At 46.5% G+C, this 25,996-nt stretch carries 27 protein-coding genes; 10 read left to right on the forward strand and 17 right to left on the reverse strand.

The window, feature by feature from the left end; all coding sequences use genetic code 11:
* Positions 1-264 precede the first annotated feature (264 nt).
* Positions 265-597 (reverse strand): preprotein translocase subunit YajC, encoded by a 333-nt coding sequence (yajC, locus tag IV71_RS05985; RefSeq protein ID WP_010690573.1) that lies wholly within the window; start codon positions 595-597, stop codon positions 265-267.
* A 44-nt stretch (positions 598-641) separates the two neighbouring features.
* Positions 642-1,859: a tRNA guanosine(34) transglycosylase Tgt gene (gene tgt, locus IV71_RS05990; protein ID WP_029489755.1), complete on the reverse strand. Its 1,218-nt coding sequence runs from the start codon at positions 1,857-1,859 to the stop codon at positions 642-644.
* A gap of 131 nt (positions 1,860-1,990) precedes the next feature.
* On the opposite strand from tgt, the gene IV71_RS05995 reads away from it, so the two are divergent.
* The gene (locus IV71_RS05995) at positions 1,991-2,497 is read left to right on the forward strand and encodes an NUDIX domain-containing protein (protein WP_010690576.1); all 507 of its coding nucleotides are present in this window, start codon (positions 1,991-1,993) and stop codon (positions 2,495-2,497) included.
* Between the two features lie 420 nt (positions 2,498-2,917).
* Positions 2,918-3,658: a sulfite exporter TauE/SafE family protein gene (locus IV71_RS06000; RefSeq protein WP_010690578.1), complete on the forward strand. Its 741-nt coding sequence runs from the start codon at positions 2,918-2,920 to the stop codon at positions 3,656-3,658.
* 34 nt (positions 3,659-3,692) lie between these two features.
* Here IV71_RS06000 and IV71_RS06005 read toward each other — a convergent pair whose 3' ends face one another.
* The 9 genes from IV71_RS06005 to IV71_RS06045 all read right to left on the reverse strand — a co-directional run bounded on the left by IV71_RS06005 (position 3,693) and on the right by IV71_RS06045 (position 12,351).
* Entirely contained in the window at positions 3,693-4,490 is a 798-nt protein-coding gene (locus IV71_RS06005) for a 2-keto-4-pentenoate hydratase (protein ID WP_010690579.1), read from the reverse strand.
* A 48-nt stretch (positions 4,491-4,538) separates the two neighbouring features.
* The gene (locus IV71_RS06010; protein ID WP_010690580.1) at positions 4,539-5,654 is read right to left on the reverse strand and encodes a PTS sugar transporter subunit IIC; all 1,116 of its coding nucleotides are present in this window, start codon (positions 5,652-5,654) and stop codon (positions 4,539-4,541) included.
* 301 nt (positions 5,655-5,955) lie between these two features.
* Complete coding sequence (trpA, locus tag IV71_RS06015) at positions 5,956-6,738, reverse strand: tryptophan synthase subunit alpha (protein ID WP_010690581.1); 783 nt, start codon at positions 6,736-6,738, stop codon at positions 5,956-5,958.
* Entirely contained in the window at positions 6,731-7,924 is a 1,194-nt protein-coding gene (gene trpB / locus IV71_RS06020; RefSeq protein WP_420889349.1) for a tryptophan synthase subunit beta, read from the reverse strand. The genes trpA and trpB overlap by 8 nt, the downstream gene beginning before the upstream one ends.
* Positions 7,917-8,531 (reverse strand): phosphoribosylanthranilate isomerase, encoded by a 615-nt coding sequence (locus IV71_RS06025; RefSeq protein ID WP_056995037.1) that lies wholly within the window; start codon positions 8,529-8,531, stop codon positions 7,917-7,919. The genes trpB and IV71_RS06025 overlap by 8 nt, the downstream gene beginning before the upstream one ends.
* Before the next feature lie 3 nt (positions 8,532-8,534).
* Complete coding sequence (trpC, locus tag IV71_RS06030) at positions 8,535-9,311, reverse strand: indole-3-glycerol phosphate synthase TrpC (protein WP_010690583.1); 777 nt, start codon at positions 9,309-9,311, stop codon at positions 8,535-8,537.
* Positions 9,308-10,321, reverse strand: a complete 1,014-nt coding sequence (gene trpD / locus IV71_RS06035; protein WP_010690584.1) for an anthranilate phosphoribosyltransferase — start codon at positions 10,319-10,321, stop codon at positions 9,308-9,310. The genes trpC and trpD overlap by 4 nt, the downstream gene beginning before the upstream one ends.
* Positions 10,302-10,910, reverse strand: a complete 609-nt coding sequence (locus IV71_RS06040) for an anthranilate synthase component II (RefSeq protein ID WP_010690585.1) — start codon at positions 10,908-10,910, stop codon at positions 10,302-10,304. The genes trpD and IV71_RS06040 overlap by 20 nt, the downstream gene beginning before the upstream one ends.
* Complete coding sequence (locus IV71_RS06045) at positions 10,891-12,351, reverse strand: anthranilate synthase component I family protein (RefSeq protein ID WP_010690586.1); 1,461 nt, start codon at positions 12,349-12,351, stop codon at positions 10,891-10,893. The genes IV71_RS06040 and IV71_RS06045 overlap by 20 nt, the downstream gene beginning before the upstream one ends.
* Before the next feature lie 837 nt (positions 12,352-13,188).
* On the opposite strand from IV71_RS06045, the gene aroE reads away from it, so the two are divergent.
* The 8 genes from aroE to IV71_RS06085 all read left to right on the forward strand — a co-directional run bounded on the left by aroE (position 13,189) and on the right by IV71_RS06085 (position 20,733).
* Positions 13,189-14,088 (forward strand): shikimate dehydrogenase, encoded by a 900-nt coding sequence (gene aroE / locus IV71_RS06050; RefSeq protein WP_010690587.1) that lies wholly within the window; start codon positions 13,189-13,191, stop codon positions 14,086-14,088.
* The gene (aroD, locus tag IV71_RS06055; protein ID WP_010690588.1) at positions 14,066-14,839 is read left to right on the forward strand and encodes a type I 3-dehydroquinate dehydratase; all 774 of its coding nucleotides are present in this window, start codon (positions 14,066-14,068) and stop codon (positions 14,837-14,839) included. Before aroE ends, aroD begins: the two co-directional genes overlap by 23 nt.
* A complete protein-coding gene (locus tag IV71_RS06060; protein ID WP_010690589.1) occupies positions 14,829-16,274 on the forward strand; it encodes an MFS transporter in 1,446 nt (481 codons plus the stop codon). The genes aroD and IV71_RS06060 overlap by 11 nt, the downstream gene beginning before the upstream one ends.
* Before the next feature lie 77 nt (positions 16,275-16,351).
* Entirely contained in the window at positions 16,352-17,521 is a 1,170-nt protein-coding gene (aroC, locus tag IV71_RS06065) for a chorismate synthase (protein WP_010690591.1), read from the forward strand.
* A gap of 9 nt (positions 17,522-17,530) precedes the next feature.
* Positions 17,531-18,802 carry a 3-phosphoshikimate 1-carboxyvinyltransferase gene (aroA, locus tag IV71_RS06070; protein ID WP_010690593.1) on the forward strand — a complete coding sequence of 424 codons (1,272 nt, stop codon included), beginning with the start codon at positions 17,531-17,533 and terminating at the stop codon, positions 18,800-18,802.
* 3 nt (positions 18,803-18,805) lie between these two features.
* On the forward strand, positions 18,806-19,660 hold the full coding sequence (locus IV71_RS06075) for a prephenate dehydrogenase (protein WP_010690595.1): 855 nt from the start codon (positions 18,806-18,808) through the stop codon (positions 19,658-19,660).
* Positions 19,661-19,663: 3 nt separating this feature from the next.
* Positions 19,664-20,170, forward strand: coding sequence for a shikimate kinase (locus tag IV71_RS06080; protein WP_010690596.1), 507 nt, complete (start codon positions 19,664-19,666; stop codon positions 20,168-20,170).
* Positions 20,171-20,184: 14 nt separating this feature from the next.
* A complete protein-coding gene (locus IV71_RS06085; RefSeq protein WP_010690597.1) occupies positions 20,185-20,733 on the forward strand; it encodes a hypothetical protein in 549 nt (182 codons plus the stop codon).
* 46 nt (positions 20,734-20,779) lie between these two features.
* Here the strand turns inward: IV71_RS06085 and IV71_RS06090 are convergent, their stop codons facing one another.
* The 6 genes from IV71_RS06090 to IV71_RS06115 form a co-directional block, all read right to left on the reverse strand.
* A complete protein-coding gene (locus IV71_RS06090; protein WP_156405642.1) occupies positions 20,780-21,931 on the reverse strand; it encodes a PTS sugar transporter subunit IIC in 1,152 nt (383 codons plus the stop codon).
* 57 nt (positions 21,932-21,988) lie between these two features.
* Complete coding sequence (locus IV71_RS06095; RefSeq protein ID WP_010690599.1) at positions 21,989-22,984, reverse strand: D-2-hydroxyacid dehydrogenase; 996 nt, start codon at positions 22,982-22,984, stop codon at positions 21,989-21,991.
* A gap of 70 nt (positions 22,985-23,054) precedes the next feature.
* The gene (locus IV71_RS06100; RefSeq protein WP_010690600.1) at positions 23,055-23,663 is read right to left on the reverse strand and encodes an ATP-dependent Clp protease proteolytic subunit; all 609 of its coding nucleotides are present in this window, start codon (positions 23,661-23,663) and stop codon (positions 23,055-23,057) included.
* A gap of 83 nt (positions 23,664-23,746) precedes the next feature.
* Positions 23,747-24,688: a DNA-binding protein WhiA gene (gene whiA, locus IV71_RS06105; RefSeq protein WP_010690601.1), complete on the reverse strand. Its 942-nt coding sequence runs from the start codon at positions 24,686-24,688 to the stop codon at positions 23,747-23,749.
* A 2-nt stretch (positions 24,689-24,690) separates the two neighbouring features.
* The gene (locus tag IV71_RS06110; RefSeq protein ID WP_010690605.1) at positions 24,691-25,656 is read right to left on the reverse strand and encodes a gluconeogenesis factor YvcK family protein; all 966 of its coding nucleotides are present in this window, start codon (positions 25,654-25,656) and stop codon (positions 24,691-24,693) included.
* Positions 25,657-25,732: 76 nt separating this feature from the next.
* Positions 25,733-25,966 (reverse strand): JAB domain-containing protein, encoded by a 234-nt coding sequence (locus tag IV71_RS06115; protein ID WP_082621257.1) that lies wholly within the window; start codon positions 25,964-25,966, stop codon positions 25,733-25,735.
* Between the last annotated feature and the right edge of the window lie 30 nt (positions 25,967-25,996).

Genomic DNA, 25,996 nt, shown 5'->3' on the forward strand with positions numbered 1-25,996 from the left:
GATTTCTCCCCATTCAATCATCTTTTTTTAAAAAGGACTCTTCTTTAAGAAGAGTCCTTGAACGTCTCTGAATCGTTCATTTACAGGCATTACGCCCTCTACAATATTCTGTGATTATTAGCTTACCACCAAAATTTTAAAAGATAAACGGCAGATGATAGTCAAAAATGTTCATTTGACCCATTTCTGACAACGGCCCTTTTAAACTTGGAAAAGAAAAAACAGCCCCCAAAAGGGTACTGCTTTTGCTTAAGAAATCAGACCTTAGTCTTCCTTCTTCTCTTCAGCATCGTCTGCTTCCTTTTCATCAGCGGGTGCTGCTGTTTCAGCAGGCTTTGCTGCTTCGGCGTTCTTCACGGAACGGATAGCCGTTACTTCAAAAGTCAAGATAACGCCTTCACAGTCCAAGTCAACCGTCTTGTCGGCTTCGTTCACGCGGTCAACCTTACCGTGCAAACCGCCGATAGTGATGACGTCAGAGCCCTTCACCATTTGGTTCTTCATTTCTGCTTGGCGTGCCTGCTGCTTCTTTTGTGTGCGTTGCATCCAAAAGACCATGGCAACAACCAAAATCAAGGGGAGGATAAAGTTTTGCATGAGTTGCTTCCTTTTTCTAGTTATTTGTTACATTGTACCAGATTTTAAAAAAGTCGTGCGTTCTTTTTATTATAACCGTACTCTTCCAAAATCCGTTCCCTAAATTCCAATAACCGATCTTCTTCAATTGCCGTCCGCATTTCTTCCATTAAGTGGAGGAGGTAGCGAAGGTTATGCTCGGAAGCAATTTGAGCCCCCAAACGCTCGTTAGCGTTAAAGAGATGGTGCAAGTAGGAGCGGGACAAATTCTGGTAAGGACTGTAATTGGGTAAATCATATTGGGCTAAATTGCCGAACTGATTCTTTCGAATTGGATTATCGGAATAATAAGTCAAATCTGGGTCGATTGGTGAAAAGTCGGCCTTATAACGGGAATTTTTAATGACCACACGACCCTTTGAGGTCATGAGTGTACCTTTCCGGCCAATTCTAGTTGGTAAAACACAATCAAACATGTCGATACCACGAATGACCCCATCAATCAGCGAATCGGGAGCAGCCACTCCCATTAAGTAACGTGGCTTGTCTTCCGGCAAGAGCGGCACGGTAAAGTCCAAAACACGGTTCATTTCTGTTTTAGATTCACCAACAGAAAGTCCCCCAACGGCATAACCAGGTAAATCCATTTTAACTAATTCAGTTGCGGATTCAGTCCGCAAGTCTCGGAAACCCGCTCCCTGAACAATGCCAAAAAGAGCTTGTGTATCCGTTTTTTGGTGGTATTTTTGTGCTCGATCTGCCCAGCGAAGCGACCGTTGCATGGAATCTTTAATATAATCATAGGTTTCAAAATACGGAATTGCCTCATCCAACTGCATCATCACGTCTGAACCTAGGTTGTTTTGTATTCGCATGGCCACTTCCGGGGACAAAAACATCTTGTCGCCGTTAACATGGTTTTGGAACGTCACCCCCTCTTCCTTCAGCTTGCGAGCATCGGAAAGGGAGAAGACCTGAAATCCACCCGAATCAGTTAAAATCGCCTGGTCCCAACCCATGTATTTGTGTAACCCACCGGCTTGTGCAATCAGTTCGTCTCCGGGACGAACCCAGAGATGATAGGTGTTGGCTAGGATAAACTGAGAACCAATTTCCTTCAATGTTCGAGTGTTAACACCCTTAACCGCTCCCTGGGTTCCAACGGGCATGAACATCGGCGTTTCATAGGTGCCATGTGGTGTATGGAGTCGTCCCCTTCGTGCACCAGTATGCTTTTCTGTATGAAGATGCTCGTACCAAACGGCTACTTTCTTATCTGTCATGTTTTACCCACTTGTTTCTTTTTACTTCTTTCATTGTAACACGGACACCTCTCCGCAGTTGTTTCTTCACCTTGACAGCGTTATGATAGCGGAAGCTTAAAATATATTTAGAAGCGAAAGGACTAGATGAAATGGAAGAAAATTACATTGCACGGATGCGTGCCAAAGTCGGTCACGAAGGCATGATTTTCAATTCTGCCTTTGGCGTATTATGGAACGAAAAACACGATGCCATTCTTTTGGAAAAACGTGGTGATTCCAAGGTGGGCTATGGTTTCCCCGGCGGCTTCCTCGAATATGGAGACTCTCCAATGCAAGCCGTTGTTCGCGAATTTAAGGAAGAAACGAATTTAGACGTTGAAGTGGTTCGTCTACTAGGAATCGCCACTCACGTTAATCCCAAGAACTCTTGGGGCGATGCTCAGGAGACCATTTCAATGGGCTTTGAAGTGAAACTGGTGGCGGGCACAGATACTAGCCATCTAAAGGCGGATGGTGATGAAACACTTGATGTCGCCTTTATCCCAGTTAATCCCCGACCACAAATGTTCGTTCCTGCTGCGCAAAACACGTTGGAGCGCATCCTGACAATTAACGAAAAGAGCGATCAACCATGGCTTCGTGAGCCTGGTAAATAAACATCATGACAACCCAGCTTAGGGTTGTTTTTTTCTGCAAAACTTTATTTTTAAAAATGTATAATATTTTAAAATATTTGTATTTATCACTAGGTAGTGCTACACTGAACTTGCTAGAAATCGTGGCAGATACTCCTAGTATTACTGTCTTAAAACCCTATTCTATTTTTCATTCAATTACACATTCAATTGACTAAACTTGGTTTAGTACGATTCATGTTTTCAAACGGACACCCAACCGTTTGAAAATACTTCCTAAAATTTTAACGATTTACCTAATTAAGTCATGTTAACAAATGCTTTGATTTCCCAACTGCCACGATAGCAAAAGAGAGGCCGAATATTCGGCCTTTTTTTGTTCTTTTTAAAGGAAACTGTTAGACTAAAAAAAGCAATTATTTCATTACAAGAGAGAAAAAAATGTTAATTATTTTATATGGTTTCTTAATCGGTTGCTTCGTTACGCTAATTGGTGGCGGCGGCGCGACTTTTTACTTGGGTGTCTTGACCTCTTCACTGGCGATGTCAACGGAAATGGCGGTGCCAACTTCTCTGTTCATTGCGGTGTTTGCCCTTCTTTCGGGCTTCCTAACACAGTTAAAACTTAAAAACGTTGATTTACGGATTGGTAATCGGCTCATTTTCGCCGCCATTCCCGGCATTATCATCGGAACCGCCGTTTCCCGCTTCATTCCCGCAGTCATCTATCAAACAGCCATTGGTTGCCTATTAACTTTCATGGGCTGTGTTGTCCTTTACAAAAACCTTCGCAAGAAGAAAAAAGAACAGGTGGTTAACGAAAAGTCTAAAGTTGCCCTTCTCTTCGGTCTCATTTCCGGCTTGATGGTTGGCTTTGGTGGCCTATCGGGTGGTTCTGCGGTCGTGGCCGGCTTGTCCATCATTGGTTTGCCAGCCGTTAAAGCAACGGGAACAACAACCTACATTCTCTGGGTTTTAGCCGTCGTTGGCTTGTTCAGTCACTTAGCTGCTGGTTCCCCAATTTCATGGACCGCGGGTCTCTTCCTGATGGCTGGTGGCATTGCTGGTTCCGTCCTAACACCGCTCGTACTCCGCCTCTTTGATCAAAAGAAACTGAATAAGTTTCTTTCGCCTATGCTAGGCTTTGTCATTATCTATTTCGGTTTGAACTTAATTTTCTAAAAAAAACGCTGGTTGATAACCAGCGTTTTTTTACTTACTTTGTGACTTCAACCGTTACGGTTGGCATGCCTTCGTTAAAAGTCGCCTCCCACTTACCCTCTGTCAAGTGAGGTGGCAACAAAAAGGTTCCTGAGGAAACCTTTTGCCCCTTTGTTAGCGTCTTCCCCTGACTAGCCAATTTCTTAACCAACCATTGCAAGGAGTTCAACGGGTTCCCAAGGACTTCTGAGGACTTTCCTTCGCCAACTTTTTCACCATCGTGGAAAAGTTTCGTTGACACATTGGCCAACTCATCCATGGAATAATCCGTCGTGTCCTTGCCCTCTCCATAGACAACATAACCACCAACGGCAGCATCGGACATGACCAAGTACTTGTTCAAACTAGGGAACCATTCCGCAAAACGGCAATCCGGCACTTCCACACCGGGTGCCACGGTTGTTTTCTTCGCCAATTCTTCCAATGAATCAGTGGCTGACAAATCTTCCTTGGCAGTAAAGACCAACTCAACCTCTGTCAGTGGATCCATCAAATCCTTGGACAAGGACAACGCAGTGCCGGACTTAACGAAGTGGCTTTCCACCTGAGCTCCGTAGAGTGGTTCGTTGGAATCAAACATGTCCTGGGTCTCCCGGCTCGTCAACGAGACTTTATAGCCACCGACTTTTTCGCCCTTTTGCTTCATCAAAGCATCTTGAACCTGATAGGCTTCATCGTCAGTCGTCACAACACCAGTCCAGTCGGCCATTTGCAAGGGCTTTTGCGTTTTGTAGGCTTCATAAAGTGCCTTTGCGAGTTCCATTCCCTTTTTCGTCATTTGCTTTTCAGTCATTTTTCAATCCTCCATTTTTTACATAAACGTTTCACTAGTAACCATTGATTAAACCAAATCCAAGTGCAAATCGTTCTTCTTTGTCAGACCCATTTTTGTCATCAGGTAGTAGAAAACCACGGCAGCCACTGCTGGCAGCAACATGCCGAAGAGAACATAGAGTCCGAAAGTGTGCAGGTTTGTCCCGGCCAAAGCCAGTGGGGCAACCAATGAATTCAAGCCCATGCCGGCAAGGGCGTAAGGGACTTTGAATGAGAAGACACCAACCGCAACCATGGCTGAGACAGCGGCCATTAAGGCTGGCCCGAAGAAAAGCAGGGGGCTCTTCAACAGGTTCGCAAACTGAACTTTTGGTGTCACGATAATTTGGGCAACGAAAGCGCCAAGGTTGTTTTGCTTCCAAGACATCACGGGATACATCACGAAGCCAGCGGTCGTGCCGATCATTGCTGCCCCAGATGACAAGGGGTCAAGCATAACAGCGATGGCCAAAGCGGCCGAAGAAGCGGGTGTCATTAAGAAGAGGAACCAGAAGAAGGCAACAACGAAGGCCCCTAAGAATGGGTTCACTTCCATGGTCTTGGCCAATGATTCAGAGATCCAGTTCAAGAATGGCGTCGTGTAGGTAGCGGCGAATAAACCAGTCACCGTACCAGCAACAACAGCGGCAAAAGGTACTAACATCATGTCCAAAGGCGTCTTACCCGACAGGTAGTTACCAACCATGGCCGCGAAAACGGCGGCAAAGACGGCGGAAACGGGCTGTCCCGAAGTCATGACAAGTGAGCCAACCGGTTGATTCGCTACCCAGTGGGTTGCTGTTTGAGCGTGTGGTACGGCCGTTGTCGCGAAGTAAACGGCGTTTGATCCGACTGTGGCCGAGATTAAGGCGGCCCCTGTTGTCAAGATATTAGAACGCATGGCCATGGCTACCCCAACACCAAGTGCGGGTGCCAGCATCTTTTGCCCCATTAAACCGGCCTGTACCAAAACGGGCAAGTGGAAGATGTTTCCCAGTGAGGAAAGGAGAAAGCCCATTCCCAATACCGACAAGATGACATAGGAGACACCCTGTGACACTTCATAAACAACGGAATTCTTTTTCTTTTCTGGCAGCGCGTTTGGTTCGGCAACTGCTTCTTGTGTTACATTTTCGTTCGTCATATTTTTTCTCCTGTATTTTTAAAACAAAAAAAGACGCCATTTTACTGGCGTCTAACAAAAAAATCTGTTGAAGAGCCACCAGTCATTTTCACAAATGCTGGCAGCTTAAAGTAGTAGCCAACATTATTAGGTAATAATAATAATGGCTACAATAATGTTTGAGTTGTTTAACATCGTCTTTGACTTCAACATCATCTTTTCTCCTTGTCTTTTTTATTTATTATACATAGTAAAATGAGAAGTGCAATAGTTTTTTCATTTATTTTTAATTTTCACTAAAAAAGTCTATCACCAAAGCTAATCAACCTCGAATTGCAGTGACCATCTCTTGCGCATAGTCCTTTAAATGGGCTGGTGCCTGTCGACCATATTGCTCACAAATTGCCACACAGGCAGAACCAACAATGGCACCATCTGCTAACGCAGCCATTTCGTTTGCCTGTTCCGGACTGTGAATACCAAAACCAATCTCAATTGGTAAATCAGTGGCCCGACGAACTGAATCAACTAGCTGGTCTAGGTTCTGTGAAAAGTCTTCCTCTGAGCGCTGACCCGTCACACCGTTGGATGATACCAGATAAACAAAGCCAGTCATCCCTTTGACCAACCTTGGAATCCGGTCGCCCGACTGACTAGTCACCAGCGGAATCAAGTCAATTCCGTGCTTTTTTGTATAGGGGGTCAGTTCCCCCTGTTCCTCGTAAGGTAGGTCGGGGATAATCAACCCGTCCACGCCATATTTTGCACAGGCTGCGGTAAAGGCGTCATAACCATACTGAAAGACCATGTTACAGTAAACTAAAAAGGCCAGGGGTACGTCAGATTGCTGGCGAATCTTTTGGACCGCCTCAAAAATGTCATCGACTGGTAGATTCGGATCTTTCAGCGCTCGCACATCGGCTTTTTGAATCACGGGTCCATCAGCGACCGGGTCCGAAAAAGGAATTCCGATTTCGACCAAGTCTGCCCCACCCTCTGCCAATGCTAAAACGTTTTGCACGGTCGTTTCCAGGTCCGGATCGTTCGCCGTTACAAAGGCGATAAACGACTTTTGATTGGATAGTGACTGTTGAATTTTACTCATTAATCTCGACTCCTTGATACTTTGCGATGGCTGCCACGTCCTTGTCACCACGGCCAGAAACCGTGCAGACAATAATTTCATCCTTTGGCAAAGTCGGTGCTAATTTCTGAACATAAGCAATGGCGTGGCAGGACTCCACCGCCGCGATAATACCTTCCTGTTTGGCAATGTACTCGAAAGCCCCTACCGCTTCATCATCGGTAATTCCCACATACTTTGCCCGCTTAGTAGCTGCCAAAAAAGCGTGTTCCGGACCGACGCCCGGATAGTCCAGACCGGCGGAAATCGAATAAACCGGATTAATTTGCCCTGCTTTGTTTTGCAGGAAGAGTGATTTCATCCCGTGAAAGATTCCGGTCGAACCGAGTTCAATGGTCGCCGCCGTGTCCGTTGAATGAAGTCCCTTTCCGGCTGCTTCGACACCAATCAAGGTGACTGCTGGCTGATCAATGTAAGCGGCAAACGACCCGATGGCGTTGGAACCGCCTCCGACACAGGCCACGACTTTATCAGGCAAACGCCCTTCGGCCTTTTGTAGCTGGAGCTTAGATTCTTCTGAAATCACGGATTGAAAGTTGCGAACCATGCTTGGATACGGATGAGGACCGGTCGCTGATCCCATGACGTAAAAGATGTCATCCGGATTGGCAGCATAGGCCTGTAAAGCGGCATTGACAGCATCCTTCAACGTTTTGGTACCCGTCTCGACTGGATGAACTGTCGCACCGAGCAATTCCATACGATAAACGTTCAACTGCTGCCGGTCTGTATCTTCCTTTCCCATATAAACGTCGCATTCAAAACCAAAGAGCGCGGCAATGGTGGCCGTCGCCACACCATGTTGACCGGCACCCGTTTCAGCAATTAAACGTTTTTTACCCATCCGCTTAGCCAGAAGCGCCTGCCCAATGACGTTGTTAATCTTGTGGGCTCCCGTATGATTCAGGTCCTCACGCTTAAGGTAAATCTTGGCACCGCCTAAGTCTTTCGTCATGTTCTTAGCGTAATATAGCAACGATGGTCGGTTCGCATAGTTGGCCAACAATTCGCGATAATCATGTTGAAAAGCTGGATCCTGCTTTGCCTCCTCATAGGCTGCTGCCATCCGATTCAATTCTGGAATCAAGGTTTCGGGCACATATTGCCCCCCGAATTGGCCAAAGCGGCCGGTTTTCTCATTAGTCATTCTTCTCTCCATTTCCGTGGGCAATCGCCACGAGTGCTTGCATTTTTTTTAGACTTTTTTGACCGTTTTGTTCACTCCCGGAGGATAAGTCAACACCGTACGGCTGAACTTGGTCAATCGCTTTTTGAAGGTTGGCTACGTTCAACCCGCCAGCTAAGAACGTTTTGTTCCGGGTTAAATCTGGTAAAGTCGCCCAATCCAGTTGCTGGCCCGACCCCGAGCCTGCATCAACTAGCCGATAATCTGAAACATCTTGGGGGTTGTTGACCATTTTTTTAATCTGTTCAAATCCCACAGCAACCTGAATAAGCGAAACACCTTCCGCCTTCAATCTTTCAACATCCTTTCGCTCTCTTGGTAAATGTAATTGAACGATTTGAATAATCTTTTTTCGATATAAAGAAAGAATGGTCTCAATCGACTGGTCAGTGAAGACACCCACGAGGGGGATTTGATCATTCAAGGTGGTTCGTATTAATTCGGCTTGTTCGATCGTGACTCGATGCCGCCCAGTTGCAAAGACCACACCGGCAAAGTCTGGCTGGGCTTGATTAACAGCTTCGGCATCGGCTCTCGTCATTAGCCCGCAAATCTTAATTTTTGTCATGAACTACTCCAGCGCCTCTTTAATAAAACCCTTCTTGTCTGACGCCTTCATTAACGCCTCACCAACCAAGACAGCGTTAACACCCAGTTTCTTTAGTTCTTGAATATCTGCTACGGTTGAGACACCCGACTCGGCCACAAAGGCCACGGTCTCCGGAATCAGGTGACGCAGCTTTTTGCTATTCTCAAAGGACACGGTAAAGTCTTTGAGGTTGCGATTGTTAACGCCAATCATTTGGGCGCCGACTTTTAAAGCCCGGTTAATTTCTTCTTCATCGTGCGCTTCAACTAAGACTGCTAACCCAAGGGAGTGGGCCAGCTGCAGATAAGCCGACAACTCTTCATCGGATAAAATCGCGACAATCAGCAAAATCATTCGGGCGCCAGCGACTTTTGCCTGATAAATCATGTAGGGGTCGATGGTGAAGTCCTTCCGCAAGAGCGGAGTTGGCACCTCTTCGGCAATCGTTTTTAAGTAATCAATGTTGCCCAAGAAATAATCCGGTTCGGTTAGCACCGAAATGGCCGTCGCCCCGGCCGCTTCATACTCCTTAGCAATGGCCAGGTAGTCAAAGTCTTCGGCAATCAACCCCTTAGAGGGCGAGGCTTTTTTCACCTCAGCGATAATCGAAAGCGTTGGTGCTAAAAAACGCTGATAGAGTTCGTTCGGATTCATCACCGGTAGACTTTCCGCCTGCTTTTTTAGTTCAATCAGAGGCAGTTGTTGCTTTTCCACCACCAGCCGCTTTTTGGTTGCGGTCACTAAATCGTCTAGAATCATTGCAACACTTCCTTCTTTGTCAACGCCGTTAACTTCGCGATGGCCGCACCAGAGTCGATGGCTGCTTGTGCTTGTTTAATTCCCTGTTCAATACTGATTGATGAATCAACAACCGACAAAGCAATACCAGCATTTAATAAAACAACGTCTCGCCGGGGTCCTTTCTCCTTCCCAGCTAGGATAGCTTGGGTGATTTGAGCGTTCTCCTCCCCGCTACCTCCGGTGATTGCTGACTTTTTCGCCGACTTTAATCCGACATCTTCCGGCTTAATCGTTTGATAAGTGACGGCATCCCCACGCAAGCTAACAATCTTCGTGGGCGCGGAAATCGAGGCTTCGTCTAAGCCATCCGTCCCATAAATGACATTGGCTCGCTGAACGCCCAATTGGTGTAGCACTTGTGCCATTGGTTCCAATAATTCTGGCTTTGCAACACCGAGCACCATCTTTTCAGGAGCCGCCGGGTTAGCCAATGGTCCCAACAAATTAAAAATCGTTCGAATTCCTAACTTTGAGCGAATGGGGCCGACCGCCTTCATGGCTGGGTGGTAATCCTGTGCGAAAAGGAAGGTAAAGTTTTCCCTTGTAAGCATCGACTCACTCGCCTCTTGACTTTGGTGGATTGGAAAGTTCAAGGCCTCCAAAACGTCAGCTGCCCCAGATTTCGAGGAAGCAGCGCGGTTACCGTGCTTCACGACTTTTACCCCCATGGCAGCCAACAAAATTCCAGTCGTTGAGGAAATGTTAAAGGAGTTTGAGTGGTCACCACCCGTTCCAACGATGTCCAACCCATCGGGTTGTGCTGGAAAGGTCTTCGCCATGGCCCGCATTCCGGCAGCCCCGCCAGCGATTTCGACATCGCTTTCGCCCTTGTCGGCCAAAGCCGTCAAGAAGGAGGCGATGGCCACGTCGCTTTCGTCACCAGACATCATCGCCTGGATGGCGGCCTTGCTTTCGTCAAAAGTCAGTGACTGCTTGTTTTGAATTTTTTCAGTGAATTGTTGTAACATGAGGGGCCTCCGTCATCTTTAAGAAGTTTCTAAAAATTAAATCTGCGACTTTTTCATCAGTCATAATCGATTCTGGGTGAAATTCGACACCGTAGACTTGGTTGGCTTCGTCGGCCACCGCTTGAACCGTGCCATCGTCAGCCATGGCCGTGACGGTCAGACCGGCAGGCAATGTCGTCGGATTAATCATCAGCGAGTGATAACGACCAACGATAAAGTCAGCCGGACAACCAGCAAAGAGTGGGGATTGACCACCTTGACTTTGGTGCACTAAAGACGTTCGTCCGTGCATGAGTGGCGCTAAGGTAATTTCGCCACCGTATACCTGGCCAATTGCCTGATGCCCTAGGCAAACACCCAGAATGGGCACTTTCCCAATGGCTGCTCTGAGCACTTCATTCATTCGCCCGGCTTCATCTGGCCGTCCAGGGCCTGGGGATAAGATTAATCCTTGCAGCGACTTTTCCGCCAAATCAGCAATGGTTACCTGATCATTTTTAACGACTCGAATGACTTGGTCCGTTCGTCGCCCGACTTCTTGGTACAAATTGTAAGTAAAGGAATCGTAATTATCGATTAGTAGTATCATGGTTCATTTCCCTTCCACCGAGTAGGTTCATCATCAAGGCACTTTTATTATGGAATTCCAAGTACTCCTCTTCCACCTTAGAATCGGCAACAATCCCAGCACCAGAGTGGATAACGACTTGCTCGCCCTTTTGGTAAACCATTCGAATGCCAATCGCTAGATCCACATCCCCGTTGAAATCCAACGTCCCAATACCACCCCCGTAGATGCCCCGCTTTTGCCCTTCTAATTTATTGATGATTTGCATGGCAGAAATCTTCGGTGCCCCGGACAGGGTCCCGGCTGGTAAAGTCGCTAAGACCAAGTCAATTGGATTTAGCTGCTTTTTGGCCTGACTCTCAATGGTTGAGCCCAAATGCATCACGTTCGGGAATTTCAGTAAACGTTGTAAGGCGGTCACGCGAACGGTGCCAAATTCCGATACCCGTCCAAGGTCGTTCCGACCGAGGTCAACGAGCATGTTGTGTTCGGCCTGTTCCTTTTGACTGTTTTGCAATTCTTTTTCAAAACGTTCCTCTTCTTCAGCTGTCCGCCCACGACGCCGCGTCCCGGCCAGTGGATAGGAAAAGAGTTGGGCACCAGTCTTTTTAATGAGCGTTTCGGGCGAAGCGCCTAAGACTTGAAAATCGCCGTCTCGAAAGTAGAAATGATAGGGAGAAGGATCGCCCGCCCGTAACTGTCGGCCGAATGACAACATATCGAGCTGTCCAGTCGTTTCCGCCGTTAACGGGTTAGACAAAATTAATTGAAAGATGTCACCTTGGACAATGTGCGCCTTAGCTTCTTTTACCCGTTTTTCAAATGCTGCCATTGAAAAGCGCGGCGAAAAAGTCAGTTCTCCCTTTGTATTCGCTTGTGAAGCCGACCGTTTACTTATCTTGCAGATGTTTTGTCCGTAGTCCACCAATTCTTTTTCAACGTCCTGCGGCCTTTCCTCTGCCTCAATAACCTTTGTCAGGGTTAATTTAGCTTCTTCCTCTTGATAGGTAATCACCACGTCTGGTAAGAACAGGTCGGCATCAACTAGGTCACGTTCGTTTTCAACTTTTTTTAAATGAACATCTGGACTGTACCGGGCAAAGTCATAAGCAAAGTAACCAATCAGGCCCTGCTGGAAAAAAGGCCCCTGTTCCAGTCGCTGATAACTGGTTTGATCGAAGCGCTTTTTTAGGGTTTCAATCGGTTGATCACTGGTTAAAAATGTCTGATTGTGACCATTCTTTTCATACAATTGACCATTGTTGATTCTCAATACCTTCTTTGGCTTAACGACCACCGTCGTTTGACCGTTTCGTTCAAAAACCATAGCTGGCTCACCGGTTTCAGTAAAGTTTTCAATAACAGCGTATGGATCAAATTCAGGTGTTGCCATTTCAACAAGCACTACAGGATTGGGATTCTTTTGGCTTGCTTGCTTTAGATTAGTTGTTTTCTTTTTCAATTCAGCTACCTCGCAGATTTTTATCCATTAAAAAATCCGTCCAAAACAAAACAATAAGTGCTTTGTTAAGGACGGATTACTCCGCGGTGCCACCTTAATTGAGTTGAAAAAGAAGCTAGCCAAAAAAACTAGTCATTTCAACCCCTCCTTAGCGAGATACCAACATATCCCCGGCAACTGACGTATGCCTGACGTTTCCCCTACTTGATTACTCTTTCAGAAGAACCCTCCGTGGTCCATTTAACTGCCTGCGTTCGATCACCCTCTCAGCATCGGTGACTCTCTTTGCGTGCACAACAATCTTGATCTCCACATCCTTGGTTTGTTTGGACGAATATTTAATTGCTCTTAGCTTAACCAGCAGAGAAAACTTTGTCAAGAGTAAAATTAAAATATACTCATTTGAAATGAATTTGATTAAGATTTCTAATTAAAAGAAAACGTTTTCTACATATAATGCCCAATATTACCAATGAAATCATCAAATCGCCATGGAAATAAAATGAAAATATTTTTAATTTTATCTTGCATTCATTTCTCAAGCATGTTTTAATAGAGACAACTTCAGGAAAGGGATTCCGACGATGAAATCATTACCGATTAACATGATGAACCGTTACTACGGCTTTTATTACTTTAGATAGCACGTCCGGATTTGATGCGGACGTGCCGACACGTTCGCATCTAGGTAGTAAGAGTCATTTTTAACTTGGCTGACTAGGTGTAAGAAATCTAGTCGCCAATCATGAAATCGCGGGAAGTCTTTCCTTACTCACGTTTCAGGCCGACTAGGTTTAACCTAGTCGGCTTTTTTGTTTGCCAAGAAAGGAAATACACATGACACGAATTGATGGACACACGATTTTAATCGGCCTAATGGCCTATCCCATAAGGCACTCCATGTCCCCGACGATGCACAACACTGCTTTTGAAGCACTCGGTTTAAACTACGCCTACCTCGCTTTTGACATCGATGGACCGCAGTTAGCAGATGGTGTCAAGGCACTTCGAACACTGGACATGCGGGGAGCCAACATCTCCATGCCGAATAAACAGGCCATCCTTCCGCATCTCGATCAACTGGACCAGTCCGCTGATTTAACAGGCGCTGTTAACACCGTGGTCAACGACGGTGGCGTCTTGACCGGTTACACAACCGACGGTATTGGCTTCGTTAATGACATGAAGAAAAAAGGTCACGATGTCAAAGGAAAGAAGGTACTAGTTGTCGGTGCTGGTGGCGCCGGAATTCCAATCGCTGCTCAATCAGCGATTGAAGGAGCAGTCGAAATTCGCGTTGCCAACCGACAAGACGACCACTTGCAAAATGCAAAAGATATTGCCCAAACCATTAACGACAAAACCGATGCAGTGGCTTCGACCTTGGCATTGGAAGACGAGGAGGCCTTCAAGGAGGCCCTTGCCTGGGCCGACATTTACGTCGATGCCACCGGCGTTGGCATGAAGCCGTTGGAAGGCAAATCGCTGGTTGAAAACCCAACGTGGTTGAAAAAAGATTTGGTCGTTTACGACACAGTTTATGCGCCACGAACGACAAAACTCATGGAAGTGGCCAAGGATGCCGGACTCCAAGCCGTATACAACGGCTTAGGCATGATGATTGAACAGGGCGCAGCCGCTTTCAAACTCTGGACCGGCCAAGACATGCCAATCGATAAGGTCGAGGCGGCCATGGTAGCAAAGGACAAAGAAAATGAGCAAAGAACTTCCCATTAAAAACATTATTCTCGGTAAAGAATCAGCCAAAGTCGCACTTCCGCTTACCTCAGTTGACGACGCTGCCCTGGTAACCGATGCCAACAATACAGCGCAAGCATCCCCTGACATTGTTGAGTGGCGAATCGACTTTTTCAAAAAATGGCAAGAGGAACAGGCACTTAGCTCCGCCGTCCAAATCATTCGCCAAGTCATGCCGGAAACACCGCTCATTGCCACCTTCCGAACTAAGGATGAAGGCGGGCAGTTTGCCATCATACCGGACGATTACGAACAACTACTGATTCATCTCACAGACCTAGACGTCGACATCATTGATGTCGAGATTGGTAAGGGACCAGCACTAGTTAACAAGGTGATTAAAAAAGCACACCAAGCTGGCAAATTAATCATTGCTTCTTCTCACGACTTTGACAAAACGCCCACGGCGAAGCAATTGGCCGAGCGATTCGACGAGATGGCAGAGGCCGAGGCCGACATACTCAAAATTGCCACCATGGCAAATGATTCAGAAGACGCCCTTCGGACCATGTCAGCCAGCGAACAAGCAGCAAAGCTCCATGATCAACCGGTCGTTTCGATGGCCATGGGCCAAATCGGTACCATCAGCCGTCTAGCCACGACCATTTCCAAGTCAGCCATTACTTTTGCCTGTCTCAGTCAAAAGGAGGCATCCGCCCCAGGACAAGTCCGAATCAATGAACTCAGGCAAATACAAAACATCTTAGAAGGGAAATCGAATGAAAGCTAGCCAGAACATACGACTCACAACCGGTCTCTACGCCAACTATTTCGTCCACGGCTTTGGAATGATTATTCTTACCCAAAACCTTCTCCAACTCGCTCATAACTGGTCCAGCTCCTTGACCACCGCCTCGTTCATTCTCTCCGGAATCGGCATCGGCCGTTTGGTCGCCTACCTTTTGATGGGCTTCATTTCCGACCATTTTGGTCGAAAGACTTCGCTTCTCATCGGAATCAGCACCTACTTGATTTTCCTGGTCTTAACCCCAATCAACCATTCACTTTCCATGGCTTATGCACTGACCGTTCTGATGGGCATTGCCAACTCTGCACTAGATTCAGCAACCTATCCCCTTTTGGAGGAAGTGTCAAAAAAAGGAACGGCAAATACCGTTTTACTAAAAGCCTTCATCTCGACAGGCGAGTTTCTTTTACCAATGATTGTCCTCTTTCTGGCAAACGAACACCTCTGGTTTGGCTTATCATTCATGGTGCCCGCGGCCGTCTTACTCGTGAACTTAATCAACATCATCACGCTACCGGTTAAAGAAATTCGGGATAAAACGATTCAAGCCACCAAGCCAGCCCTACAAGTGTCAAGTGGCAAGAAAGTCATCTTGCTCATCGCACTGCTCGTTTACGGCTTTTCCTCCATGGCCGTCATGATCTGGTTTACCCAGTGGATTACGATTTTCGCCGAAGGAATCGGCTTCTCCAAAAGTGTTGCCCACTTCCTCCTCTCCCTCTACAGTCTTGGGTCCATTACCGGGGTCTTAATCGTTGCTTCGACTCTCAGCCGCTTCAACGTGAAAAAGCTTCTCTTCCTTGGTCTGAACATTCTTTCCCTAGTCGCAATCGTCACGCTTGCCTTAACGAAAAATGTTTTGCTTGCCAACTTAGCAGCCTTCTTCTTTGGATTATCAGCCGCTGGCGGCCTGATGCAAATTGCCTTGAATTCATTGCTGACGATTTTCCCTAACCGAAAAGGGCTAATGACCGGTACCTTCTTTATCTTCGGTTCCATTGCCTCCTTCACGGTGCCAATTATCACGGGGGTGCTCATTAAGGTGCCCGGCCTGAACATCATCTTAGCCGATGCCTCAATGGCCATTCTTTCACTGCTCGTTGCCATCACCGTCTACATTTGCCTACCAAACGAAAGTCGGAGCCTAGCTGATGCTCGGAAAACCATCGACAAAATCGACAAAGAAATTCTTCAACTAATCGATCAACGTTTTACCGCTGTCTCAGACGTTATCTTTTACAAGGAGAAGAGCACCTTAGCGATTCAAGATCTGAAGCGCGAAGGTATCGTCTTAGACAAAATCGCAAAGGAAAGCCCAAGAAAAGAACTGGTGCCTTACAACCAAGCCATTATTCAAGCAATTATGGATCAATCCAAAAAGTACCAGGCAGCAAAGAGTAACCAACTGAATAAATAAGAATCGATTACCTGGATATTCAGAGACAATAACCGACTTTACATCCCCATATCTCAACTGAAATAAAGGACAACATTATGATCAACTACATTACTGCAGGCGAATCACACGGACCAGAACTTTCTGGTATCTTAACTGGCATCCCAGCCGGGCTCCACCTAAACATCGACGAAATTAACGCAGCACTCTCTGCTCGGCAAGGCGGTTACGGCCGTGGCAACCGTCAAAAGATTGAACATGACCAAATCATCATCACGGGCGGCGTGCGACACGGTGTGACGCTTGGTTCGCCAATCGCCTTAACAATCAAAAACCGCGATCACGCTCAGTGGTCCAAGATTATGGACCCGATAACCCCAGCTAATGCTGAAAACACTTTACGGGCTGTTTCCCGTCCCCGTCCCGGCCACGCCGATCTGGTTGGCGGCATGAAGTACGGGCACCGAGATATGAGAAACGTATTGGAACGTTCATCAGCCCGCGAAACGGCAATGCGTGTAGCCATCGGAAACATCTGTAAGCAAGTCTTGGAAGCGTTAGACGTGAAAATCGTGGGCCACGTCGAATCAATCGGTGGCATTCAAGCGGCCGGCAATCGATCAATTGACGTGTTAGAAATCGAACAGCTCATCCAATCAAATGACCTTCGCATCTTAGACCAAAGCAAGGTCGACGAAATCCACAACCGTATCGACCAGGCCAAGCGCGATGGTGACACCCTCGGTGGGGTTATCCGTGTTGTGGCAACCAATCTGCCAGCCGGTCTTGGTTCCTACACCTCTTGGGACACCAAGCTCGATGCCAAAGTCGCCGGCGCCGTCGTTGGTGTCAACGCGATGAAAGGTTGCGAAATTGGCGATGGCTTTGAAAACGCCGTTCGACCGGGCTCTCAAGTGATGGACGAAATCGACTGGGAAGAAGGCAAGGGCTTCACCCGGAATTCCGATCACTTGGGTGGCTTTGAAGGTGGCATGACCAATGGAATGCCCGTTATCGTGAAAGCAGCCATGAAGCCGATTCCAACGCTTTACAAACCATTGCAGTCAGCAGACATCAACTCGAAAGAAATTAAAAAGGCGACAGTCGAGCGTTCCGATACAACTGCCATTGTCCCCGCTTCCATCGTAATTGAATCCGTGGTTGCCATCGAACTAGCCAAGGCCATCTGCGAGACTTTCGACGGGTCACAAATCGACCGTTTAAAGAAACAAATCACGGACTACCGTGAAGAACTCAAAAATTTCTAAGGAGTGCACATGACAATCCCTATTTTAAAGGGCACCATTCAGGTCCCTGGTGATAAATCCATCTCCCACCGTTCCATCATCTTTGGTGCCATTGCCGAAGGACAAACAACGGTTAAAAATTTCCTTCGGTCAAACGATTGTTTAGCGACTCTAGAGGCCTTTCGCCAAATGGGTGTCCACATTGAGGAAAATGGCAATAACCTGACCATTGACGGGGTCGGCTTGCTGGGTCTACAGGCAAGTTCAAAGCCCTTGGACATGCAAAATTCCGGGACTTCCACCCGCTTGTTAGCCGGACTTTTAGCTGGTCAACACTTTGATAGCCAGCTAATTGGTGATGCCTCCTTATCAAAACGTCCAATGGGTCGCGTCATTGGCCCACTTTCTGAAATGAACGAAATCTTGCTTGCAGAAGACGGTCACTTACCAATGACCATCCATGGCGAGGTTCTCCATGGCATCCATTACCGCATGACAATCGCTTCCGCTCAGGTTAAATCCGCCATCATTCTAGCAGCCTTAACCGCCCAGTCTGAAACAACCATCGAGGAGCCCCTGCCTTCCCGTGATCACAGCGAAACAATGCTAAAGCTCTTTTCCCCTGAATCGATTGAAAAAACCGGCCAGACGATCACCATCCATCCTGGGCATCCACTGCAGGGACAACAAATTGAAGTACCCGCTGATATTTCATCCGCCGCTTTCTTCCTAGTTGCCGGCGCCATTCTACCAGGTTCCAAAATCACCATCGAAAAAGTCGGGCTAAACCCGACCCGTGACGGCATTGTTCGTATTCTCCAACAAATGGGGGCTGATCTGACCATCGACCGCATTGACCAACCTGGTGAACCAATGGCCAACCTAACCATCAAGGCTGCCCCCCTCGAGCCCTTTCATATTGAAGCAGCAGACATCCCCGCCCTCGTTGACGAAGTGCCGGCACTGGCACTACTCGCCACAGCCGCCGAAGGTGTTTCGACCATCTCTGGTGCCGAAGAACTGCGGGTTAAGGAATCCGACCGCTTGGCAGTCATCACCTCCGAGTTAGGTAAACTGGGCGCTGACATTGAAGAAAAACCCGATGGACTGCTGATTACTGGTGGCAAACCACTACGAGTCCAAAATCCTGAGCTGGACTCGTTCGGTGACCATCGCATTGCGATGACCTTAAAAATCGCCTCACTACTCGTCGACAGACCCGTTACCATCAAAGACGACGACTGCATGGCGGTCTCCTACCCGACTTTTGTAAACGATTTAACAACACTCATAAAGGAATAACTCATGACCACTGTCTTTATCGACGGACTAGGCCTGATTGGCGCTAGTCTAGCAACCCTTATCAAAGAAAAAAATTCTAGCATCCGTCTTCTGGCCAACGACCCGAACAACGAAAATTTGAATTATATGCGTGAACAGGGGTTGCTCGATAAAGCCTGTTCCTTTGAAGAAGGTGCTAAACAAGCCGACATCATCATTCTCGCTTCACCAGTCGCTGTTATCTGTCAACGTCTTAGCGAGCTAGCTGAACTCCCCCTGAAAGAAGATGTCCTTGTATCCGATGTCGGCTCTTCCAAAGTTCAAATCGAACAAAGTGCTCAGCCACTAATGGCAAAAGGAGTCGCCTTCCTAGCTGGCCACCCAATGGCCGGCTCTCACTTAACCGGTGCCAAAAACGTTGATACCAGTCGATTGGTCAACCATACCTACTTTTTGATTCAAGAAAACTGCAATCAAGAACAGGTTGCCCAATTTGAAGAGTTACTGGCTGCTGCCCACTTTGACTTTCGTCTTGTGAATGCTAAAAGCCATGACCAAATCGTGGCTGCCTCTTCCCATCTGCCACACATGGTTGCCTTTGCCCTGGCCTCCACCGTTAACCAGGCACGGGAAGCTTCCACCGTTGACTGGGGAAAGCCTGCTGCCGGCTTCCTCGACGCCACCCGGATTGCCAAAGCCGATGCCACCATGTGGACGAGTATCTTTTTATCGAATCCTAAGCAAATCTTGGCAGAACTCGATGACTTTGAAAAAGAACTTAGTCGTTTAAAGCAAGCCATTGAAAACAAAAACGCAACCGAACTATTTGATGATTTGAAGGCTGCTCAGACAGCCCGTCTTCAAATGGAAAAGGAGTAAGCTATGCAAAATCCAATTCTTATCGGCTTTATGGGTGCAGGTAAAACAACCGTTGGTCGGGCCCTTTCAAAAGCCTTAAACCAACCATTTCAAGACCTCGACCAGGTCATCGAAGCAACACTCAAGCAAAGCATCCCCTCCTACTTTGAGGCAAATGGCGAAGCGGCTTTTCGTCAGGTGGAAAAGGAACTATTAGCACAGCACTTATCCACAGAAAACGTGCTCGCAACGGGCGGAGGCACGGCCTGCCAAATTGCCAATCAAGAATTGTTGTTGAAAAGTCGGCGGCCTGTCATCTGGTTAAAGGCTTCTGATGCAACAACAATCCACAATCTTTCAGGGGAAGATTGGCAAAAAAGACCCATCTTAGCAAACAAAAGTGCACAAGATGTTACGAATTTAAAAGCCAATCGTGAACATTTTTACCGAAAAACGGCTGATATGATTATCCAAGTCGATCAAAAAACGCCAGAGGCCATTGCAGAAGAAATTATCCAACGCATTTCATAAGAAAGGAGCCAACAATGCCTGCCATTCACACACTCGGTCCAAGGGAAACTGATTCCTATTTAGCAGCACAAGGGCTAACTGACGAAGACCCAGTTTATCAGCATTTTAGCATCCAATTGCACCACGACTTTTCCTCCATTTATGAAAACCTAGGCAACTATCATGGCGACTATTTCCTCGTACCGGTTGGTTATCAAGGTCCCGCGGGTGATACCTGGACCAGTCAACACTATGCACACTGGCAAGAACTAATCATTAAAAAAACTTGGTCAACCAAAACCATGGAAATGCTCCTCGTTGAAAATACTGAACAATCCAATTCAAAGTCGGTTAGTCATCGAACCACCAAGACCCTGCTGCAAGAATTTGCGGAACAAAATGACTTGTCAGTCCAAATCGACTACGTGCCAGCCAAACCACTTGCAGCCGACGCCTTCCTTTCCGGAAATTATCAATACGCCATTTTTAGTCAAAATGCCGAAAAAAAATTACAGCAACATCACCGAATTTTAGCTCGCTTTCAGCCGGAAATGATTTGGTGTCTTTATCAAATCAAATCATAAAAACCCGCTCTCAATGAGAGCGGGTTTTTATTCACATCACTTGTTCTTATAATTCTTGCTTCAAATCAGATGGTTGATACAACTTGAGCATCTTTGAAAAGATGAACTGAGCCAACAATGCTGCCAGCAGAGGAACAATTACCCAAACGATTAAAGCCACCATTGGTGAAATATAATGATTCATCACTGAGCTTGGGATTGAGGCATCCTTAATCATTGATTGCAATGGTGAAACCATTCCAATGTAGCCAAATCCGGCTGTCACAGGGGTTCCCTGCACATTAAATAGAGCAACCGGAATACCCGAAAGCGCTCCGGCAAACATAAATGGAATTAACGTCGTCGGCTTCTTAAAGATGGCTGGCATCATGCCCTTCATTGCACCCAAGAAGATGGCAACTGTCGTTCCCTTCTTGTTTACTGACCAAGAGTTAATCAACAAAACAATGGTCGTTGCCACAACGCCAACGGCACCGGCACCAGCCGCAATTCCTGATAAGTTAATGGCTAAGGCAATTCCAACCGTTGAAACGGGTGTAATCACGATTACAGAAAAAGCAATGGCAATTAAAATTGCCATTGGCACCGGTGCTAATTTGGTAAAGGATTCCACCATATCACCAATGAGAGCGGTAATCTTTCCAACTGATGGAGCAATCTCCTTACCAATGAGACCAACACCTCCACCAATTAAAATTGGTGATAACACAATAGCAACTGAACCAAAGCCGTTCAAATAGCGTGACACAAGCCAAATAACAAAGACAGCGATGGCCGAAACCAACATGGCATTAATCACATCACCGGCACCGGCCGCCATGTAGACTGTTTTAGCAGCTGGTAGCACCTTCCCAGTAATTGGATGGGTAGCCCCAACCTTGGTTGTTCCCCACAGAATGGAATTTGAAGCCACCATCGTCGCTAAGGCAACAACACCGGTATCCAACACTTTCATCTTAAAGTTCATCGCAACAGCCATTCCAATCAAGAAAGGAATCATCGAAGTGAAGAGCGTCAAAATAGCAGAAAAGTTTGCTCCCCACTCAGTTGTTCCAATACCAGAATACTGAATAATGTACTTCATCACGGCTGCTGGTAAAACACCAATCAAAATTCCATTGGCTGAACCGGATAAGACTTTAAAGAAGAAATCCTTGACATTCAAGGATTGCTTCCCAGAAAATTCTTGATTTGACATCCCTTTTCTCCTCATAAAAAAACCCCAAGTAATTGACTTGAGGTCTAGCATTGCTAATTAAAACTTAACAGCGATAGCGGGGGTTTCACCCTTAGCAAATGACACGGCAGCGTCAAATGACTGGTGAACCATTTCTGAAACAGCCTTCGTTGTGTAGAAAGCGATGTGTGGCGTAACCAACACGTTTTCACGAGCAATCAAGTCAGCAATCTTTGGATCAGGGAATTCTTTACCAGACCAGTCCTTGTTAAACAAACCAACTTCGTGTTCGTAAACATCCATGGCAAAGTCAGAAATCTTACCTGAGTTCAAACCATCAATCACAGCATCGAGATCCATCAAGTTACCACGGGCAACGTTAACGATCACAACGCCGTCCTTCATCTTGGCGATTGATTCCTTGTTAATCATGTGTACATTTTCAGGAACACCTGGCACGTACAATGAAATGGCATCAGCTTGAGCGTACAATTCGTCTAGCGTATCTACGTACAAGCCTTCCTTTTGCAATTCAGGGTTAGGGAACTTGTCATAGGCAATTACCTTTGCGCCAAATCCCTTCAAAATGTTAATCGCAACACGACCAATGTGGCCAGTTCCGATAATACCAACCGTTTGCATGCGCATTTCACGACCGATGGTTGGTGCCCAACGCAAATCATGCTTTGCAACCTTGTTATCCATTGGCTTCGTACGACGAAGCAAACGAGACAATTGAATCATTGAATGTTCAGCAATAGCATTTGGTGAGTAAACAGGAACGTTTGAAATATGGAATCCCAATTCCTTAGCAGCATCAAAGTCAATGTTGTCAGTTCCAACGTTACGGAGTGACATGTTCTTCACACCGGCATCAGCCAATGCTTGCAACGTTTCCTTCGTGTAATCCAATTGTTGGTATACCACAGCTGAATCAGCACCCTTAGCCATCTTAGCCGTTTCAGGGGTCAACAATTGATCCGTGTATTCCACTTCAACATCTGGGTTCTTAGCTTCCCAATCCTTCAAAGCAGGCTTTTCATCTTCACGAATTCCGTAAGCAAAAACTTTCATATTCGTCCTCCAATATTTTTCATTCTCAGTCCATTATACGGCAAATCCTTCTAATTTGCGATAATTAGAATCACTTCTTCAGCGTCACTGGCTTTTCACCAGCCTTTTCCATGATGCCGTCAATCAATCCGTACTTCAGCGTCTCTTCGGCTGACATCCAATAATCACGTTCCGTATCACGGGCAATCGTCTTCAAATCCTTACCGGAGTTATCAGCCAAAATCTTGTTCAACTTCTTCCGTGTCTTGGTCAACTGCTCCGCAATGATGGCCATATCTGATTGTTGCGTACCACCAGCAGCACCACCCATTGGTTGGTGAATCAAGTACTCGGCATTCGGCAACATGTAACGATGACCCTTTTCACCAGAAGAGGCAATAATGGTCCCCATTGAAGCTGCCAGACCCATCACAATGGTCGTTACCGGTGCTTTAATAAAGTTCATGGTATCCGTAATCGACAAGCCCGCCGTCACAGAACCACCCGGCGAGTTAATGTACATGGAAATTTCCTTATCAGGATCCTGTGCTTCCAAGAAAAGTAGTTGAGCAACAATTGAGGTTGCCATACTATCTTCAACTTCACCTTGCACCAGGATAATTCGGTCCTTTAAAAGTCGGGAAGGCAAATCATAGGACTCACGTCCATTTGCAGTTTGTTCAATAACTCCTGGCCACATAGTAATCTCCTTTTATCTTCTTTAGTATTCTATTGTAACGCAAAAACAAGACTTTCTAAAATAAAAAAGAGCGCTTTCGCCCTTTATAACTTATCGGCATCAAAAGTACCTTCGTCAATCTGTTTAGCTAATTCTTTTAGTTTACGCATCCTGTGATTAGCGCCAGATTTTGAAATTTCCAGATAATCCCCAATTTCGGTTAGTGAGGCATCTGGATGCTCTAAACGCGCCCTGGCAAAGTCGGCTAACTTAGCTGGCAACTCATCCAAATCCCCGATTACTCCCTGTATGGTCAGAATAGTCTGAACCTGGGCATTGGCCGCGTTGGCCACCTTTTGTAAATTCGCCATATCAGCGTTGATCATTCGATTAGCAGAATTACGCATATCTTTTGCCAATCGAATATCTTCAAAACGAAGCATGGTAGCAGTGGCACCAATCAATTTCAGAAATTCAACAATCTTATCCGAACGTTTCAGATACAAAACAAACTGTTTTGAACGGCTAATCATCTTCACAGGCATTAAGAAACCTTGAATCAAAAGTAATAGTTGATCGGCCAAGTCTTCCTGACCAGTGGCAATCTCCAAATGATAATTTGATTTTTCTGGCGAATTCACCGAACCAGCGGCTAAAAACGCCCCACGAAGGAAAGCAGCACGCTTATCCTCGGTATTTAAGAGCCAAGCTGGCACCGTCTGATCAATTCCGAAGGGATCAACACCCAAATCATCCAAAACGGCAGCAACTTCACTTCTCAAAACCACAACCAAAACCTTGTGCTCTGATAAAGCAAACTGCTTCTTAACGGAAACATCTACCTCAACTTGTGGGTACGATTGACGAATCAATGTATAAATACGTCGAGCAATGGCTGGATTATCCGTTTGAACACGGACTTCCTGTTCGAAACCAAGCGTCGTGACCCCGTTCATCTGAAGGAGCGCCGCTAATTCAGGCTTGGCCGCATCATCCGACACAATCCTGCCAGTTAGTTCTTTTTTTACTTCAGCTGCAAATGACATGGTTATTTCTCCAAAAGAGAAAGTAAGACGTTGGCGACTTTGTCACCATCGTGAAAGGCACCAGCATCACGCAAAAGCAAAAAGTCACGTGACACCACCTCAGCATCTTGCTTTGAAATGGCATCGGGATCTTGCTTCACCTGCGTCGAAATTTCACCCCAACGTTGATAATCAACAAAATCCTCGGGAACGATGGTCGAATTGGTCAAAACAGCATCAATCATGTTTTTACCCAAGTGCCGATTCAAAACGGCCAAGTGTTCGGCATCCGTGTAAGCATCGGTCTCACCCTTCTGGGTCATGATGTTAGCAATATACACCTGTTTGGCCGGTGTGACTTGTAAAGCCTCCTTGATCCCCGGTACCACAACGTTTGGCAAAATCGACGTAAAGAGTGAACCTGGGCCATAAACAATCATGTCAGCGGACAAAATCGCATCGATTGCTTCAGGATTAGCTTGAATCGTTTTCTCGGGCGTCGTTGGTGCCACCCAAACAGTATCAAGGGCTTGGTGAGCCGCTGTAATCGCTGCTTCCCCAGATAAAAGATGACCTTCCGTTGTTTTAGCCTTTAAAACCAAAGGCTGTTTGGCAACCGGGTAAACCTGCCCTTTGATTTTCAGGTAATGAGCTAATTCAGTAATCGCTTCAGAAACATCCCCCGTCATCTCGGTCAATGCAGCAATCAGCAGATTCCCGACGGCGTGTTTAGCCAAAAAATCGTCTTGCGTTTGGAAACGGTACTGAAAGAGATCCAGTAACTTTTGGTCAGCCGTCGACATGGCAACCAGGATATTGCGAATATCCCCAGGTGGAATAATATTGACGTAGTCTCGCAGAAGTCCCGAGGACCCCCCGTCATCTGCCACGGTCACGATGGCAGTCAGGTCGACGTCCGCCTTAACCAATGGCTTGATAATGACTGGCAACCCAGAACCACCACCAATCATCACAATTTTTGCAGGCATGGGCACGCCTCCTTCAAATGAATTTCTGTCTTTAGTGTATCATCTTTTCTAAAGAAAGGAGCTGCTTCCAAGTATTTTATAGAAATGGTCCTTTTTCATCTTCAAAACGACCCTCTTCAACAAAGGACCAATAACTAGTTCGTGTAACAATAAAGGCATCAAGAAGCGGTAAGGCCATGAGTTGCCCTAGTTGTCGTAAACGTTTGGTAAACAACAAATCTTCTTCCGATGGCTGCAAATGACCCGATGGATGATTATGCGCAATGATCATCGCATAGGCATTCTGCTCGTATGCTGATAAAATGGACAGATTTTATGCATCGTCCACTGTATAATTATC

The sequence above is a fragment of the Fructobacillus fructosus KCTC 3544 genome (assembly GCF_001438695.1).
GTDB lineage: Bacteria > Bacillota > Bacilli > Lactobacillales > Lactobacillaceae > Fructobacillus > Fructobacillus fructosus.